A 15,731-nucleotide genomic window follows, 5' to 3' on the forward strand; every position below is an offset into this window, starting at 1 on the left:
TGAGGGAGGATACTAGCCGTTGCAGGTTTCGCGAGCACCGCTTGTCGAAGCATTGGGTCTGCCCCCAGCGTCGTCGCTGATTTCGATCGTCGGCGGCGGGGGCAAGAGCGCGCTGCTTTTCGCCCTGGGCAGACTGCTGCCCGGACGCGTTCTGCTCACAACGACCACGCGCATCTTCACCACACAGATTAAACGGGCGGTCGCAGCCTGCGAACTCGGCGTCGAGGGTTTCGAAGAGGCGCTGGCCGACGGGCCGTCGGGTCTTCTCGTGATCGACCGGATCATCGGCGACAAAGCCATCGGTGTGTCGCCTTCGCTTCCGGCCGAATGGCTGAAGCGCCATGACGTGCAGCATGTCGTCGTCGAAGCGGACGGCTCGCGCATGCGGCCGGCCAAGGCACCTGCGGAACACGAACCGGTGATCGCCGATGCTTCGACTCACGTGGTTGTCGTGGTCGGGATCGACGCACTCGCGGCTCCCATTGCCCAGGCTACCCACCGCCCCGAACTCGTGTGCGCGCTGCTCAATCTCGAGCCCGATGCCTGTCTGGGAATCGAAGACCTGGCCCGCCTGATCCGCGACGACCGGGGCGGATTGAAAGACGTATCCGAAGCGGTTCGGGTGCGTGTCGTGATCAACAAAGTGGAGTCGGAAGAGCAGCAGGCCGACGCCGCCGCGATCGCTCGTGTACTGCTTCGCGAATCGCGGATCGATCGCGTCATCTGGGGTGCGCTCGAAGGGAGCAAGCGGGGAGCGGATGGCGAGTGGAGCGTGGCGCGCAGGGCGGCGGATTAACCCGGCGCGGGGGTGAGAATCGCCAACACCAGCAGGCGTTCATCACTCGAGTTGCGAATGCCGTGGGGAACCCCTTCCGGCGCCACCAGCAAAATGCCGGGCTCCATGGGTTCTTCGCGATCCTCGAGCAGGAAGGTGCCGTGGCCCTCCAGCACCTGGTAGATCTTGTCCATCCCTTCGTGGGCGTGCAGGGCGTGTTCTTGTCCGGGCTCGAAGGCGTTGAGGCCGACCATCACCCGGTCCGAGCGAAAGATCGTGCTCTTGCCCATTTTTTCACTCGACCACTTGGCAAGTTCTGCGGGGCGAATCGCTTTTGGATGTTCCATGAGCACAAGCTTAGTGGTGAAGGTGAGGTTCGACCAGGGTTTTGGGAGCGCGACTTTCGACAGCGCGACTTCAGCGAACGCCGTCTTCCCGCGTCGGAATTAAATCTGCGAAGGCGTCTACTGCGCGATTACGAACTTCGGCGCGCTCAGCAGACGAGTCGAAAATCGAAAGCAGCACGTTGCCGTCGAGCAAAGTGATGAGTCCGACCGCTAAGGGTTCGGGCTCGACCTCTGGGGGAACCAGTTCACTGACGGTCTGGATGATCGCGCCCGTCACGCGCTGGTGCAGATCCAGCAGGGTGGTGATCACCATCTCGCCCAGTTCGTGTCCGTCGATGGCCCAGCGCACGAAGGCGTCGATCGAGCGCTGCCGGGCAGTCACGAAGTCGCGGTAGATGGCGATTTGTTCGCGAAGTCGCTTGGCGGGGGGAACGTCGCCGAGATCTCGCTCCAGCGAACGCCTGAAGGGATCCAATAATCGACTGAATGCTTCGCGAAACAAACTCTTCTTGTCGCTGAAGTGCCAGAACACGGTGGCGCGGCTGACGCCCGCCGTCTCGGCGACCTGGGTCATGGTCGTCTTCTCGAAACCCGTATCCAGGAACAGCTGCATTGCGGCTTCGAGAATGCGTTCCTGGGTGGCGGCTTTGCCTTTGAGGGGCTGAAAGCCCGGATCGGACATGGCGTGAAATTCCAGGGTGGCGGCGCCGAAACCGGACGCGGGGCGGTCGATCCCGAACTCGGGTCGAGGGATCAAAATAGCAAGCAAGTGCGCGTGATGGAACGGGTGGCTCAGTCCTCTGCGGGATCGAGCACGAGGATGCCGCGTCCGAAGGGCGTGGTGGCCGGGAACCAAAACCCTTGTTTGGGCAATTGGCCGCATTCGCCCTGGCTCGCCCTGGCGCTGAGGCCGTCTCGCCGCACGGAACGGCAGCCAGCATCGCAGAGGATTTCGGCAAACTCTCGAACATATTCCCCGACGGCTTCGCGATCGAGATCGGGCCCAGAGCTGCCTCCGAGACCCGTCGCAAGGCGAGCCGCGAGTTCAGGGCAAGCGGCGATACCAATCGTGACCGGGCAATCGCCCTCGATCGTCACCGAGACACGGAACGGGAGATTGCTGCGTCCGGGAAAATTTCTTCCCGCTTGAAGCTTCATGGGAATCTGAGTGATGCGCCGAAACAGCACCGGGAAGTATTCGACGAGATAGGGGAACAAATCTTCGTCGCAGAGTTCGAAGGGCAGGCCGATGTGGGCCGCATCGAGATCGAGTTGACACAGGTGGTAGCGATCGAGCAAATCGTCGAGTTCTGCGGTATCGAGGAAGCCAAGTTGGACCAGCGCCTCGCCAATGGGCTTGTGCCGGCGCTTCTGTTCCTGCAGCAGGGCGACGGATTGATCCCGGGTGAGCATTTCCAGCTGGACCGCGAGATCGGCAAAGGGCATGTCGGTACGGCGTTGTTCGAGTTGAATGACTTCAACTTGAGCTTCGCTCAGGTAGCCCCGTTCAACGCCGAGCGCGCCGATGCGAGAATTCTCCTCGGTCGCCAGCTCGATCGCCTGATGCAGCGCGGCATCGCTGATCACCTGTTCGTCTATGAGAAATTGTCCGAAAAACATCTGGGGCATGGCTACCCCAGTGCATCGGAAAATGCGGGATTCCAGTTGAGTCTTGCGTCCCCGAATGTGCGAATGCAACGACACGGTAGTTGCACATCGGGTGCACGTCCCCCGGGCAAGCGCCCCTCGATGTTCTTCTCCTGCATGCCGGTGCAGATTCTTCGGGTTCGCCGAGTGATGGATTCGATATGTCCCTGAGATTGGATGAGGGTTTCATCGAGGTCTAGATAGAGCAAAATCGAGTGCGAGCGGAATCTGTAATGCCTTACGCCATTCCTATCAGAATGCTCAGGCCACGAACGACTGTTCTCAAGACCGTGCTTCGGCGGCCGATTCACTCAGAGCGGTGCTCGGAGAATGGCTGGAACGCGCGAATTGCGCGGCGAAGCTCGAGTTCATTGTTGAAGTTGGCAAAGTTGCCGATCCATACGGCCGGAGGGAGTCGGGTGCGCGGGGCATCTCGTTGTCGGGTATTGACTCGATCAAACAGGGCGACACTTTTGGTCGCAGGCTTCGTTGTGAGCTTCATGTGCATGACGGGTGCCGCCTCTGTTGGCTCTGCGAGCCTCGACGAGAATCAGCTCAAGGCCGCCTACCTGTATAATTTTGCACGCTACGTCGAATGGCCCAGTCTCAGGGTGAGTTCGAAGCTACTGCGCCTTGCTGTGCTTGTGGAGTGAGGAAATAGGAATGGCGTCGTCAAAGGGTCAATCGATTCGCACTCGCCTGAGTCTCGGGTTTCTCAAGACTACCGGCGTGTCGCTGTCCATCGTGATGATTCTATTCTTCTGGATGGAATTCGCGCGTTCGAAGGATGCGATGACGCGGAATCTGTCGATTCTCTCCAGCGTGATTGGCATGAACGCAGCCCCGGCGCTCGTATTCGATGATCCCACAGCGGCAGAAGAAACTCTTTCGGCCTTCACGGCCAATGTGCACGTCCGGGCCGCGGTTGTCTACGACGCGAACGGCGAAGTGTTCGCCCGCTACAATCGATTCGACATGGCGGGCTTCGAGGCTCCACCCCCGCGGCGCGACCAAATAGAATTCGACTGGTTCGGAGATCGCCTCGACCTGTATCAGGTCATCCAGATCGACGGGGACGAACTGGGGACAGTATTCATCCGCTCGGATACCCGGGAAATGCGTGAGCTGATGTCGAAGCTCGCAACCGTCGCAATCGGCGTCATGTTGCTCGCGAGTCTGGTGGCATGGTTTGGCGCCGCAGAGATGCAGGAGAGCATCGCCACGCCGCTGGCGGCGCTGGCCGAGAGTTCGGAGGCCATGTCGCGCGGAGATCTCTCGACCCGAGTCGATATCTCGCGCGACGATGAAATTGGAACCCTGGCCGACACCTTCAATACGATGGTGACGAGTTTGCGGGGTCTGGTATCCCAGGTGGGCGAGAATTCCCGGGCGGTGAGCGAAGCAACGGTGGTTTTGCGCGGTGCAAGTGAGGGAATACGCTCGCTCGCAGCGCGGCAGGAAGCGGCTGTCGAAGGCAGTGCAGCGTCGATTGAGAATTTGACCGCCCACATTGATTCGGTGAACGAAGCGGTCTCGACCCTGGCTGAAGAAGCGCAGGACACGTCGACTGCGGCCGTGGAAATGGACGGGTCGATCGTAGAGATCGCCTCTCACATGGATGAGCTCTCCCACACCATCGATTCCGCGGCGTCGTCAATCGTCGAGATGACCGCGGGCATCCGCGAGATTGCTCAGTTTGCCGACACGCTAAAGAATGCGACCGAGACCACCTTCAGTTCACTCCAGCAGCTGACTGTGTCGGTTGGAGAGGTCGAGGAAAACGCTCGGGCCACCCAAGACATTTCCGCAGAGGCAACCGAGAATGCCGAACGCGGCATACGCAGTGTGCAAGAAACCGTTCACGGGATGAAACAGATTCAGGATAGCTTTGTCGGACTCGAGCAGGTGATTTCGCGACTCGACGTGCAGTCCCAGAGTATTGGCGACGTCTTGAGTGTGATCGAAGGCGTGGTCGAGCAGACGAACCTGCTGGCTTTGAACGCGGCGATCATCTCGTCCCATGCGGGGGAACACGGCCGCGCTTTCGCGGTCGTTGCCGAAGAAGTCAAGAACCTGTCGGATCGTACCGCGGGTTCGACCAAGGAAATCGGGCTGCTGATCCGAGAAGTGCAGGCGGAGATTGCAAACGCAGTGCAGTCGGTATCGGATGGCGGTGAACGCGTCAATCGCGGCGTCGCGCTGTCTCTCGAAGCCGGGGAAGTTCTGAGTACCATGGCCGATAGTGCTCGCCGTTCAAACCGCACCGCACAAGAAATCGTCGTGGCCACCGGTGAGCAGGCGACCGGTCTAAAGCGCGTCAATCTCGCAATGGTGGAGATGCGTCAGGTCGCCCAGCAACTGAGCAGGGGAACCAGCGAGCAAGACAGCGCCAGCGTGGAAATCACCAAGGGTGTCGAGCGCATGCGACAGCTGGGACAGGAAGTCAAACGATCGACTCATGTACAGCGCACCGAAAGCCGTCACATCGCGCAGTCGGTCGAGGTTGTGGCTTCCCGCACCAACCAGATTTTGACTGCGACTGTCGAGCAGAAGAAACAGAGCGAACAATTGCTCGAAGCGCTGAAGGTCTTCCGCGAAGTCACCGTCGAGAACGCGCTGCGGGCCGAAGAAATGCAGTCGACCGTCGATGTGCTCTCCGAGCGCGCCGGCGCCCTGGACGAAGAGGTCGGCCGCTTCTCTCTCGAACCCTCGGCGCCAGAGCAGAGCTAAATCCCCTGCAGATGGTCTGTGAAGTTGAATTGCTTGAGCACCGCTTCGGGCTCCAGCCATAGTTCACTCACCGCACAGTTATCCATCACGCGCCCCCAACTCGTATAACTGCCCTCGATCAGATGGGCGAGCGCCATGCTGAATGCACCGCCATGGCCCACCACGATCACCCGTTCGCCCGGATGCGCACCCGCGATACGCTGTAGAGCCGCAACGTACCGTTCGACCACTTGCCGGGGACTCTCCCCGCCGTGGGGGGCGAAGTCGGGGTCCTCTTTCATCTTGTCCCACAGGTGGTAGTTGTCGTGCAAGTCCTTGTAGGTCTTGCCCTCCCAACTCCCCAGGTCGTATTCCCTGAGCCCTGGATCCTGTGCAACGCCCAACCCGAGGCCGACATCGATCGCCTCGGCCGTATGGCGCGCGCGCTCGAGCGGACTGCAATAAATGTGGTGGTAGCGCTCGCTTGCCATGGCCAGATGCTCAGCGACGCGTCGCGCTTGTCGCCGGCCGCGTTCCGAAAGTGGGGTGTCGGTTGAGCCGTGCCATACACCTCCAGTGTTGGCAGAGGTTTCGCCGTGTCGGATCAGAGTCAGAATTGCGGTGTTCACGGTTCGTCTACTCCAGCTTGCGTTTCGCTGCGCGCCCGGTCAGTCCAGCAGGTGTTTGCGCAAATCGTCGGGGCCGAATTTGTCGAGTTCGATGACGTGCTCCCGGGCCTCTTGGTCGAGATCTTTCGGGACGCGGATCAAGAGCGTGACGTAGAGATCGCCTGCGGGTTTGTCACCGGGTCGAGTCATGCCTTTGCCGCGCAGCCGCAAGCGAGAGCCCTCGTCGGTCCCGGCCGGAACGTTGAGGGTCACGCGTCCCGTCAGCGTGGGAATTTCGATCTCGGCGCCCAGCATGGCTTCCTTCAGGCTGATCGGGACATCGAGCAGCAGATCGAAATCGTCGACCCGGAAAAACGCGTGAGGCCGCAGCTTGATGCGACAGTAGAGGTCACCCGGAGGTCCACCGTGGGCACCGGGATCGCCCTTTCCGGCGAGCCGGATGCGCCCGTCGTTTCGCGTTCCGGGCGGAATCTGAACCCGGAGGATTTCACCGCCGCGCGGGGTCCCCGCACGCCCGAGCGAGACGCTGCGCTCGCAGCCTTCGGAGGCCTCGCGCAGATCGAGTTGCAGGGCGACTTCGCGATCGCGTCCCTTGGTTTTTCGCGGGCCGCGCTGGCGCGAGAATCCCCCGGCACTGTTCGAGAAGAATTCGTCAAAAATGTTCCCGAAGCCGCCGCTGCCTTCAAAGGCCGTCCCGAAGGGATTGCGGCGGGAAGCGCGGGCGCCGTCGGCGTTGAAGTTCGGATCCATCGCGATGCTTCCGAACTCGTCGTAGGCCTGGCGTCGCTTCGGGTCCGAGAGCACGGCATAGGCGCCGGAGATCTGCTTGAAACGTTCCTCGGCGATCGAATTGTCCCGGTTGAGATCGGGGTGATGGGCTTGAGCGAGCCGGCGATAGGCGCTCTTGATGGTCTTGGGGTCGGCATCGCGAGGGACACCCAAGATCGCATAGGGATCTGTCTGTGCACCGGCCATCGTACGAACAGCCTCCCTCGAGCGCGGGATGTGATGATCAAGGTCCGTGTGCTGTGAAACGCCGTCGCGAAGCTTCTTAGGGCCGGCTAGCGCTTGATTTTTCGCACCTGAACTTCGCCGTAGCGTTTGAGCCAGCTGATAGGCTCGATGCTTTCGATTTGCTTGCGCACCGTATAGCGCGTCTGGGGCAAAAGGGCGGGGCGTTGACGGACCTTGGGGGGGACGAGAGAGGGACGGTAGCGAACCACCCGCTGAGATTTCACAGATTCATCCGAGGCGTCGGCTGCGGCGCTGCCTGCAACGATCGAGCATGCGAACAGAGTCGCGATCCCGATCGCGGCGATCTTGTGCCTGAGAGACAACGGGCGTCGAACGCGCACGGGGGCCGCGGCACAAAGGGGATGGGGGGGCATGGCTGTCGTAACTCCGGGGGCTTGCGTCTGTCGCTTTCAGGCGCTGCCCTCACAGCGGAAAACCGGGGTTCCCCAGCAGCAAGGACTCACACCAACTTTGTGGGGAACGCCCGCCAATTTGAGCACGTTCCCGAGTGATGAGAGGTCTTTCGGGTGTAATTACACCCGACTTTAGGGGTGAGAATCTGACTTCGTGGGTTCGGGAGCCGAAACTCAGCTGAGGGCGTGATGTGCCCGCTTGTGCCCCTGGGGAACGAAGAGATTCAGGAGAGCAGCGCGAGCAAGTCTTCCCGGGTAAGACCCTGGGCCTCGTCGGTCGAGCCCAGCACCACTTCGGACAGGGCGCGTTTGCGCGCGTGAAGTTCGAGGATGCCCTCTTCGACGGTATCCCGGGCCACCAGTCGATGAACCACGACCGGCCGCGTCTGTCCGATGCGATGACTTCGCGCCGCCGCCTGGTCCTCGACCGCGGGGTTCCACCATGGATCGAGCAGGAATACGTGGTCGGCGGCGGTGAGGTTCAGTCCCGTGCCACCGGCCTTGAGGGAGACCAGCATGACCGGAGGACCGTCTTCGGACTGAAACTGTTTCACGACCGAACCGCGATCCCGGGTCGAACCGTCGAGCCGAACAAACGGAATTTCGCCCTGATTCAGCTGTGGCTCGACCAGATCGAGCAGCGACGTCCACTGGGAAAAGACGAGGGCCTTGTGTCCATCGGCCATGGCTTGCTCGAGGCGCGTCAGCAGTAGTTCGAGTTTGGAAGAGCCCGTCGCTTGCTGTCCCGGAACCAGTGAAACATGGCAAGCGGCCTGACGCAGCCGCAGCAGTGCTTCGAGCGCGGCCAGTACGTTGCCCCCTTCGGAAAGTTGGGCGACGACTTGTTCGACAGTCGCGGCGCGCACGGCATCGTAGACCGCACGCTCCTCGTCGCTGAGTTCGCAGTGGAGCACCAGTTCGGTGAGGCGCGGTAGTTCCGGCGCGACTTCCTGCTTTTTGCGACGCATCAAGAAGGGCCGGATGCGTTCGCGCAAGAGCGCGGCGCTGTTTGGGTCTCCCTCGGCGATGGGTCGCGCGTAGCGGTTGCGAAAGTGGGTGCGGCCTCCGAGCAAGCCGGGGTTGAGGAAATGGAACTGACTCCACAACTCCTCGAGGCGATTCTCGACCGGGGTTCCGGTCAGGGCGACGCGAAACTTCGCGTTCAGTCGGTACGCCGCTCGGGCGACCTGGCTGTCGGAGTTTTTGATGTTCTGCGCTTCGTCGAGAACCACCGTCTGCCACGAACGTTCACTCAGGATATCGATGTCGAGGCGCAAGATGGCGTAGCTGGTGAGGGTGACCTCGGCCTTCCCATCCAATTCGCGACCGGCGCCGTGGTAGAGAGAGAACGAAAGACCCGGCCGAAAGCGTTGCATCTCCTCCGCCCAGTTGAAGAGTACGCTGGTCGGACACACGATGAGAGTCGGCCCCTGGATGGCGCACAGGGCCTGAACCGTCTTGCCGAGCCCCATGTCATCGGCCAGCAGGGCGCCGAGTTCGAGTTCGCGCAGCAGGATCAGCCAGTCGACCCCGCGGACTTGATAGCCGCGCAAGGTCCCGTTGAAGTCCCCGGGCAGGGTGGCGCGGGGGATGCCATCGAAATCTTCGAGCAAGGGGCGCAGGCGTTCAAAGGAAGCCGGCGGCGGATGATCGAGGTCTTCGCATAGACGAAACAAATCGGGCATTGCGCTCGTCGGCAACGGACCGTCTTCGGGCTGGGCTGCCAGGAGATCTGCGATCCGATCTCCGTAGCGCTCCAGCCAATCCTCCGGAAGCGCTGCAAAGCCACCTCCATGGAGCGGTACCAGGGAGTCTCCCTGTTGCCAGGCGCGCAGAACATCGCTGGTCGCGGCGACCCGCTGCTCGCCGTCCGCAATTTCTGCCCTCGCCGGGTCGCTTGTACCCGCTGGACTGGGCGAGTGAAAGGCAATCCGGATTCGGTCGCCGGCAACTTCGAGATCGGGCTCGAGGTCCTCGGTGAGATAGAACGCGAGGTGGTCGTCGCCTTCGATTTCCCCCTTCCAGCGTGCGAGACGCGCGGCGAATTCGAGGGCCTGGCCCTGGCGGAAGTCGACTCGATAACCGGGACTGAGGCCGAGCGCGTCGCGAAGATGTTGAATCCGCAGCGACTCGGCGCGCTTGTCCCGCATGGGGATCCGGCCGCGAATGTGCACCAGATGTTCACCGTCGACCCGGGCGATCGCCGGATTGCCGTAGACCAGCAGGGGCAAAACGCTCAGCGTGTCGCCCCGGCGCTCGACCTGAATGGAGATGCGCGGCAATTCCGTCGTGCTGGTGTCGGGCAGGGTGTCGGCTTCGACATCCACCGGGATGCGCTCGCGCAGTTCCGGAAGCACTTCCGTGACCAATTCCGCGACCTGGGCGTGAGAAAAGAAGCGACCCCGCACGAGTTCGTGAATTTCGCGACCGCTGAGGTGCGTGTTTCCTCGCAAGCGCAGGGTTTCTCCGCAGAGTGCGACCCCGTCGCCGAGCATTTCCGTCACGTCCGTACCGACAGAGAGGATCAGCCGAAAGCCCCCCGGAGCATTGACCAGCCGGCAGTGGGGAACCAGGGGATCGCTCGACACCTCGACCGCGCGCCCGTCCAGGGTGATGTCGGGACAGTCTTCGAGGGCCGAGAACAGCGCCGGCAGCAGTCCGGGGGGCACGACCCCGCGACGCCGGGTTCCCAATGCGCGTTCGACGGCCAGATCGGCCTGGGTGGCGACAAACTTGGGTCCCGGAATTCGTCCGCTCGCCAGGGCGTCGAGGGTGGTTTCGAGCAGATGGATCCCGCGGCTGTGAACGATCTCGCGCTCGATCGAAAGGCTCGGGGTGCCTCGCCGCAGGCGATAGCGCAGGGTCCCCATCGGCTCACGGGTCGTGGGAAGGCGCGCACCGGATTTGCGAGCCCGATGCAGCGCGATGCATGCGGCGGCAACGTGTTCACACGGATCGTCACTGCTGCGGCAATCGCATTCCCACTCGAGATCGTCGAGATAGAGGATCTGGGTATGGGTCACCAACCCGCCGCGCTTGGTGACTTGCAGGGTGATGTCACTGTCGTGCTCGGAAATGCCGTGAACCGCGTCGGCGCGGGTCAACTCGACTCCCCGGGACCAGACCGGCCTTGAACACGCCTCGCGAACGCAATCCATGAACGCTTTCATCGATCGGTCCGCCGTTGTTCGAGCGCGCTCAACAGTGCTTCGAGGTTGTTGGCGCCGGGGTCGGCAGCGACGATGTCTTCGAGATATTCGATCGCTCGGCCTACTTCGGGTCCGGGAGTGCAATCGAGTGTCTGCATGATTTGTGCGCTCGAAATCACGAGTCGGGTGCGTTCCCGACGTTTGCGTTGTGCTTCGCGCATCCGGTCGATTCGCTGCTCGAGTGCTTCGAGCCGGCCCAGCAGTTGAGCGGCCTCTGCGGGACGCCCGAGTTCACGCAAGACGCGAGCTTCGGCGCCGCGCAGGGCCAGCAAGTCCGCGATTTCGGACGGCGGCAGGTGCTTGAGCAGGCGGCGCAAGCTTGGGTCCTGGTTTGGTTGTACCCATTCGTCGATCGGGTGATGATCGAGCATCCGGTACAGGGTGGACGAGAACTCGCCCCCGAATCGCAGGCCTCGCAGCAGATCCTTGGGGTCAGCGCCCTGGAACCACGCGCAGAATCGCACCCGGAGCTCAGCCGGGAGGTTGGCCACGATTGCCGCGGCATCGGCGCGAGCGCCAGGCACCAGTGTTGCCTCGGCTCCGCAATCTCGCAGAAACTCGAGACCCGCCCGAACGTCCGGCGCCAACAGCAATTCGCGCAACTGACGTCGCAGCCCGGTGGGTCGAGCGGGTGCCACTTCCACCGGAATCTTTCGCGCAGCTTCGAACAAAGCTTTGCTGGGACGGAGTCCGTAGACCGCAATCAGCCGAGCCGCTTCGAGGGCAAATCCGTCATCGGCACGGGCTGAAACATCGTCGGCCGGGGAAAGCGTGCGTGAGGCGATGTCGCCCGGGGCCCGATCCTGCGCGATCAGCTCCCCAGTCAGCGGGTCGAGTGCCAGGGCGAGGATTGCGAAGGGAGTCGATTGCAAGTCGAGGACGGTCTGGGACAAGCGTCGGTTCGTGAGTACATCGAGGGGACCCGCGGCGGTCGGAATGGTGACGGTTGCAGAGTCGCGGCCAGTGGGGATCGACCGGAGGGCCAGGGAAAGCAGCGTGTTGCGCGATATTGGGCTGTGGGCGCGGTAGTGATTGGGCCGCCGTCCGAGCGCGATCTGAAGCACACACTCGCCCACGAGGTGAGACGTGTGTCCTGCGTCTGACAAGCATCGAAACCAGTCTTGGATCGCCGGGGGGACGGTGGTGGGTTTCTCAGTATCCGCGGGTGCGTAGGTCTGCATGGTGTGTTTTGAGATCTGCTGCATGTTGACGAGCATGTCTCCCCAGTGGCTCCGCCGTTGCGGGTCTCCGTGGTGAGGAATGCTGGGTTTGCGCGTAAATGGAGATGAAGTGCGTAGAAGGGTAAGTGTTCGTGCGCAATTCGTCCGGAATTTATGGAAAGTTTTCGACGATTTTCTGACGATTGGCCGATAGAAAGGAAGGAAGGAAGGGCTTGCTCGGAGGGAAGTGGGGTAGGTGATCTTGGAATCCGATTCGATCCAATCTTCAAGTCAGCGATCTGGGCCTGAAATTACCAAGGCCCGGGCAACCGAGCGTCGGGCGGAAGCCCGAGATGCCGCGCGCGTCGCCGAGCAGAATGCCGTGAACCAGCGCAGGGAAGCGGCAAAGACCGATCCAACTCGGGGCCAAAAAATCGATACGTTTGCTTGAGCCAATAGGGGCCTGGGACCCGATCCCTCTGATATGATCGGCAGGTGATTCGGAATCCCTCCCGAGATTCTCGATATTTTCCCGCCGGCCTTGCGAACCCGGTGGCAGCTCGCCGAGCCCGCCTGCGGGTCCTTACGACTGCGACGTCCACGGCAATACTGTGCGCGACCCTGTCGGCCTTCCACGCCGCCCGCGCGAATTCCGACGTCGATGTCTACGCCCAGGTCGCCCAGGTCGCCCCGGTCGCCCAGATCGACGTCCAGGCAGCGCTGGTCATGGAGATCGAATTGTCGACCTTTCGGCTCAGCGTGCGCGATGCGCACAGTGGAGAACGCGGGCCAACCATACGGGTGGCACTCGGCTCTCCTGCACAGCCCACCCCGATTGGCCGGTTTCCCCTCGACAGGATCATCCTGAGTCCCTCCTGGCGCCCCGGGCCGGTGGCTGAGCGGTCGGGCGCAGTGGCCCAACCGGCATCGCTCCACACGCCCATGGGCGCCGTCAAGATCCCCTTCGCAGCGGACGGCGCCATCGCGCTGCACGGTGGCTCGGATCGCCGGGTCCTCGGCAAACCGATCTCAGCGGGCTGTGTACGGGCTACAGACTCCGATCTGCTGCGCATCGTCGCGTGGCTCGACCGTCGCGACGCTCTGGCGTCTGCGCGACAAGTGCGCAACGGAGAAATCCACCGACGCTTTCGGCGCACGATCGAGCTGGTCGTGCGCTGAGCGCCTGGTCCGCGTCCGCGAAATTTCGCACAGGCAGCGCCCGGGCAAATCCACTGATTTATCTCGATCTTTTCGTGCTTGGGTCTCTGTCCCGATAAAAAACGAATCGATCTCGCCACATTTCGGCATCTCCAACCACTGAAGCCTGAAGAGATTCTGCGATCTGCACTGGGAATGGCGTGCGCCCCAATTTCGGGGCCCCGCCCGCAGCAGCGATCGTAATTGGAGGCTTTGTTCGATGGCGTTTGGTTGTGCTGATTTCAACTGGAACCAAGTGAGAGAGCGATTTGCGAGTTCCGTATTGGGCGGCGTTGCTCTCATGGTGTTCACGCTGTTCGCTGCGACGAGCGCTCAGGCAGTCACGTACATTCCATTCGACGGCCCCGAATTCGGTGGTCTCTATAGCTACGGATATGACTGGGACGCTGAGACCTATCCGACGATTTCGACCTTCAACGAATTTTCGACGTTCGAACAGGCGACCACGTCTGACTCCGAATTTGCGGATTCGTCTTTGCTTCATGTGGACCTGGAGAGCTTCCAGGGATGCCCGTTTACGGAAGATAACTGCAGCGATACCTATAATGTGTTCGATGTCGTTTGGAAAGTCACCTTCCAGACCGAACAAACCGATGATCCCGCCCTGCCTTATGACGTGCATTTGATTCTCGTCGATTCGGACCCCTCTGCGTTGTTCGTCAGCAACATCGTATCCGTCGACTACGGATCGGGTTCGTTGGGGACGAGCCCGTCGGATCTTCAGTCCCTCACCCTCCAGACCGCAAAGCTGAACGATCTCTACTTCGTCGACCTGGCACTCGGAACCATGTTGGACGACGAAGTCGTGTATGTCGGCGTTACTTACCGAGTCCTCGGCAGTCTTCCCTTGGCGGACCCTAGCCAGCCCGGGTTCCTGTTCCCGCAGCTCGTCCCGGGAGCCTATGTCACCGTAATCCCCGAGCCGGGCACTGCAAGCATGCTGGGCCTCGGTCTGACAGCCCTCGCGCTGATTCGCAAACGGGCCTAACGTTCAAAGTGACAGGGGATCATTTGGGAAAGAGACATTTTTGCGAGGGGCTCACAGTTGCATGTGCGCTCCTCGCTTCTTTTTTTGTACTCGGAGTTAGCGACGCCAGGGCCGATCAGGCCGACGAGCGAGCTGCACTCCAACTGATACGCGCCTCTCATCTCGCGGCGACCGGGCAGTGCGCCGAAGCCATGTCGATCGCCGAGGCATCCCCCGTGCGCGACGCCGCAATGGAGCGGCTGATCGGCAAATGTGCGATCCAGGCGCAGCAGTACACCAAGGCGCTGTTCTCACTGAAGCGTGCCACTGAGCTGGACTCCTCTCTGGTCGGGGTGAGCCTGTACAGCGCCGTTGCCCTCTACCATCTACAGGACTACGCAGGCGCCAGGACGGCGCTCGACAATGCGCGAGTGGTCGGCGAAGAGCAGGCTCTGGTCGACTTCTACTCGGGGCTGCTGCTGATGCGTGACGACCGACCGAGAGAATCGGCACTCGCCTTCGAACGCGCCGCGACCCGCGGCCCCAATCTCGTGGAGCCGGTGGCGTCCTACTATGCCGCACTGGCATGGCAGAGCCTGGACGAGAACGAGCCACTTCAGAGCGCAGCGGACCGCGTGATGAACGAAGAGCCCGACGGGGCCTGGGCTCGCGAAGCCAAGAGCTTGCTGGCACTGCAGGCAGAACGCCATCGCGGTGGACAGACTGATTTACAGCGTTGGGCGAGCCTGAAGGTCGGCGTGGAGCACGACAGCAACGTCGTGTTGCGTGGGCAGTCGCAGCAGCTGCCGAGCAATATCTCGGGCGACGACGATGTGCGCGGCGTCTGGGCTCTGGTGCTGGGTGCCGAGTTGTTCGAAGTGAAAGGCAATACCGTAGGCGCGATGGTCAGTTACTCGGGAAATGCCCACGATGACCTCGTCGCCTTTGATCAGCACTACATCGCCGCGTCCGCTTGGGTCGATCGCGAATTTCGCCCCACGACCCTCGGTCGTCTGCGCATGAATGTGGGTTATAGCTGGTTCGGCGGAGACCCCTTTGTGGTCAGTGGTGATCTCACCGGGCTCGTCGAAGAGCGATGGGGGAGGTGGGGCACGACGCGCTGCACTCTCGGGTTGCATGCTGCCGACTATCGCTACGAAATCACCGTGCCATCGATATACAAAAAGTTGCTCAATCAGGACGGCATCGGTCTTCGCCTGGGCTGCGATCACGAGCTCCCCGTAACTCTGCTCATACGGGTCGAACCTACGATCTATGCCGGTTACCACTTCGCGAAGTACTTTGCGGATGGGGGAGAGTGGGATCAGGATGCCCACGAGATCAAGTTTGGCGTGCGCGCAAAACTGCCCTTGAAGGTCGATCTCGATGCGAGTGGATCCTATACGCGCAGAGATTTTCTCGAGGCGTCGTATTATGCGAATCCACCCCGGACGGGATCCGATCGCAACGAAGACAGCTTCCAGCTGAACCTCGAACTGGCACGAGAATTCAAGAACCGGATCGAAATTTCCGGTCGTTACCAGTACACGTTCAACGATTCCAATACCCCGGTGTTCAAATACAAGCGCCACGTCGTCGGAGCGTATGTCGAACTGAAGTTTCCCTGAGCGATAATAGAAGTA

Annotated in this window: 15 protein-coding genes; 7 read left to right on the plus strand and 8 right to left on the minus strand. The window is 61.6% G+C overall.

Annotated features, from left to right (window positions below):
- The first annotated feature begins 19 nt into the window (after window positions 1-19).
- Window positions 20-796: a putative selenium-dependent hydroxylase accessory protein YqeC gene (gene yqeC, locus IH881_10125; GenBank protein MCH7868040.1), complete on the plus strand. Its 777-nt coding sequence runs from the start codon at window positions 20-22 to the stop codon at window positions 794-796.
- Here yqeC and IH881_10130 read toward each other — a convergent pair.
- From IH881_10130 to IH881_10140, 3 genes are all read right to left on the minus strand, one after another.
- Entirely contained in the window at window positions 793-1,122 is a 330-nt protein-coding gene (locus tag IH881_10130) for a cupin domain-containing protein (protein ID MCH7868041.1), read from the minus strand. The genes yqeC and IH881_10130 overlap by 4 nt on opposite strands.
- Window positions 1,123-1,192: 70 nt before the next feature.
- Entirely contained in the window at window positions 1,193-1,804 is a 612-nt protein-coding gene (locus IH881_10135; GenBank protein MCH7868042.1) for a TetR/AcrR family transcriptional regulator, read from the minus strand.
- Window positions 1,805-1,914: 110 nt separating this feature from the next.
- Window positions 1,915-2,751, minus strand: coding sequence for a hypothetical protein (locus IH881_10140; protein MCH7868043.1), 837 nt, complete (start codon window positions 2,749-2,751; stop codon window positions 1,915-1,917).
- Window positions 2,752-3,275: 524 nt separating this feature from the next.
- Between IH881_10140 and IH881_10145 the strand changes: the two genes are divergently transcribed.
- Entirely contained in the window at window positions 3,276-3,422 is a 147-nt protein-coding gene (locus IH881_10145; protein ID MCH7868044.1) for a DUF4154 domain-containing protein, read from the plus strand.
- Between the two features lie 10 nt (window positions 3,423-3,432).
- Entirely contained in the window at window positions 3,433-5,499 is a 2,067-nt protein-coding gene (locus tag IH881_10150) for a HAMP domain-containing protein (GenBank protein MCH7868045.1), read from the plus strand.
- Here IH881_10150 and IH881_10155 read toward each other — a convergent pair.
- From IH881_10155 to IH881_10175, 5 genes are all read right to left on the minus strand, one after another.
- Window positions 5,496-6,107: a histidine phosphatase family protein gene (locus tag IH881_10155; protein MCH7868046.1), complete on the minus strand. Its 612-nt coding sequence runs from the start codon at window positions 6,105-6,107 to the stop codon at window positions 5,496-5,498. The two genes, IH881_10150 and IH881_10155, sit on opposite strands and share 4 nt — an antisense overlap.
- A 39-nt stretch (window positions 6,108-6,146) precedes the next feature.
- Window positions 6,147-7,082, minus strand: a complete 936-nt coding sequence (locus tag IH881_10160) for a DnaJ domain-containing protein (GenBank protein MCH7868047.1) — start codon at window positions 7,080-7,082, stop codon at window positions 6,147-6,149.
- 86 nt (window positions 7,083-7,168) lie between these two features.
- Window positions 7,169-7,495: a hypothetical protein gene (locus tag IH881_10165; GenBank protein MCH7868048.1), complete on the minus strand. Its 327-nt coding sequence runs from the start codon at window positions 7,493-7,495 to the stop codon at window positions 7,169-7,171.
- 263 nt (window positions 7,496-7,758) lie between these two features.
- A complete protein-coding gene (locus IH881_10170; protein MCH7868049.1) occupies window positions 7,759-10,704 on the minus strand; it encodes a DEAD/DEAH box helicase in 2,946 nt (981 codons plus the stop codon).
- A complete protein-coding gene (locus tag IH881_10175) occupies window positions 10,701-11,948 on the minus strand; it encodes a hypothetical protein (protein ID MCH7868050.1) in 1,248 nt (415 codons plus the stop codon). Before IH881_10175 ends, IH881_10170 begins: the two co-directional genes overlap by 4 nt.
- A gap of 211 nt (window positions 11,949-12,159) precedes the next feature.
- On the opposite strand from IH881_10175, the gene IH881_10180 reads away from it, so the two are divergent.
- The 4 genes from IH881_10180 to IH881_10195 all read left to right on the plus strand — a co-directional run bounded on the left by IH881_10180 (window position 12,160) and on the right by IH881_10195 (window position 15,716).
- Window positions 12,160-12,354 carry a hypothetical protein gene (locus IH881_10180; GenBank protein MCH7868051.1) on the plus strand — a complete coding sequence of 65 codons (195 nt, stop codon included), beginning with the start codon at window positions 12,160-12,162 and terminating at the stop codon, window positions 12,352-12,354.
- A 101-nt stretch (window positions 12,355-12,455) separates the two neighbouring features.
- Entirely contained in the window at window positions 12,456-13,082 is a 627-nt protein-coding gene (locus IH881_10185; protein ID MCH7868052.1) for a L,D-transpeptidase, read from the plus strand.
- 238 nt (window positions 13,083-13,320) lie between these two features.
- On the plus strand, window positions 13,321-14,109 hold the full coding sequence (locus IH881_10190) for a PEP-CTERM sorting domain-containing protein (GenBank protein MCH7868053.1): 789 nt from the start codon (window positions 13,321-13,323) through the stop codon (window positions 14,107-14,109).
- 23 nt (window positions 14,110-14,132) lie between these two features.
- The gene (locus tag IH881_10195) at window positions 14,133-15,716 is read left to right on the plus strand and encodes a hypothetical protein (GenBank protein ID MCH7868054.1); all 1,584 of its coding nucleotides are present in this window, start codon (window positions 14,133-14,135) and stop codon (window positions 15,714-15,716) included.
- Window positions 15,717-15,731 lie beyond the last annotated feature (15 nt).

The sequence above is a fragment of the Myxococcales bacterium genome (assembly GCA_022563535.1).
GTDB lineage: Bacteria > Myxococcota_A > UBA9160 > UBA9160 > UBA4427 > DUBZ01.

Bases quoted from the DNA above. Each gene is read 5' to 3' on its own strand.
- IH881_10130 (MCH7868041.1), bottom strand. From the start codon at position 1,122: ATGGAACATCCAAAAGCGATTCGCCCCGCAGAACTTGCCAAGTGGTCG.
- IH881_10135 (MCH7868042.1), bottom strand. From the start codon at position 1,804: ATGTCCGATCCGGGCTTTCAGCCCCTCAAAGGCAAAGCCGCCACCCAG.
- IH881_10140 (MCH7868043.1), bottom strand. From the start codon at position 2,751: ATGCCCCAGATGTTTTTCGGACAATTTCTCATAGACGAACAGGTGATC.
- IH881_10145 (MCH7868044.1), top strand. From the start codon at position 3,276: ATGACGGGTGCCGCCTCTGTTGGCTCTGCGAGCCTCGACGAGAATCAG.
- IH881_10150 (MCH7868045.1), top strand. From the start codon at position 3,433: ATGGCGTCGTCAAAGGGTCAATCGATTCGCACTCGCCTGAGTCTCGGG.
- IH881_10160 (MCH7868047.1), bottom strand. From the start codon at position 7,082: ATGGCCGGTGCACAGACAGATCCCTATGCGATCTTGGGTGTCCCTCGC.
- IH881_10165 (MCH7868048.1), bottom strand. From the start codon at position 7,495: ATGCCCCCCCATCCCCTTTGTGCCGCGGCCCCCGTGCGCGTTCGACGC.
- IH881_10170 (MCH7868049.1), bottom strand. From the start codon at position 10,704: ATGAAAGCGTTCATGGATTGCGTTCGCGAGGCGTGTTCAAGGCCGGTC.
- IH881_10175 (MCH7868050.1), bottom strand. From the start codon at position 11,948: ATGCAGCAGATCTCAAAACACACCATGCAGACCTACGCACCCGCGGAT.
- IH881_10190 (MCH7868053.1), top strand. From the start codon at position 13,321: ATGGCGTTTGGTTGTGCTGATTTCAACTGGAACCAAGTGAGAGAGCGA.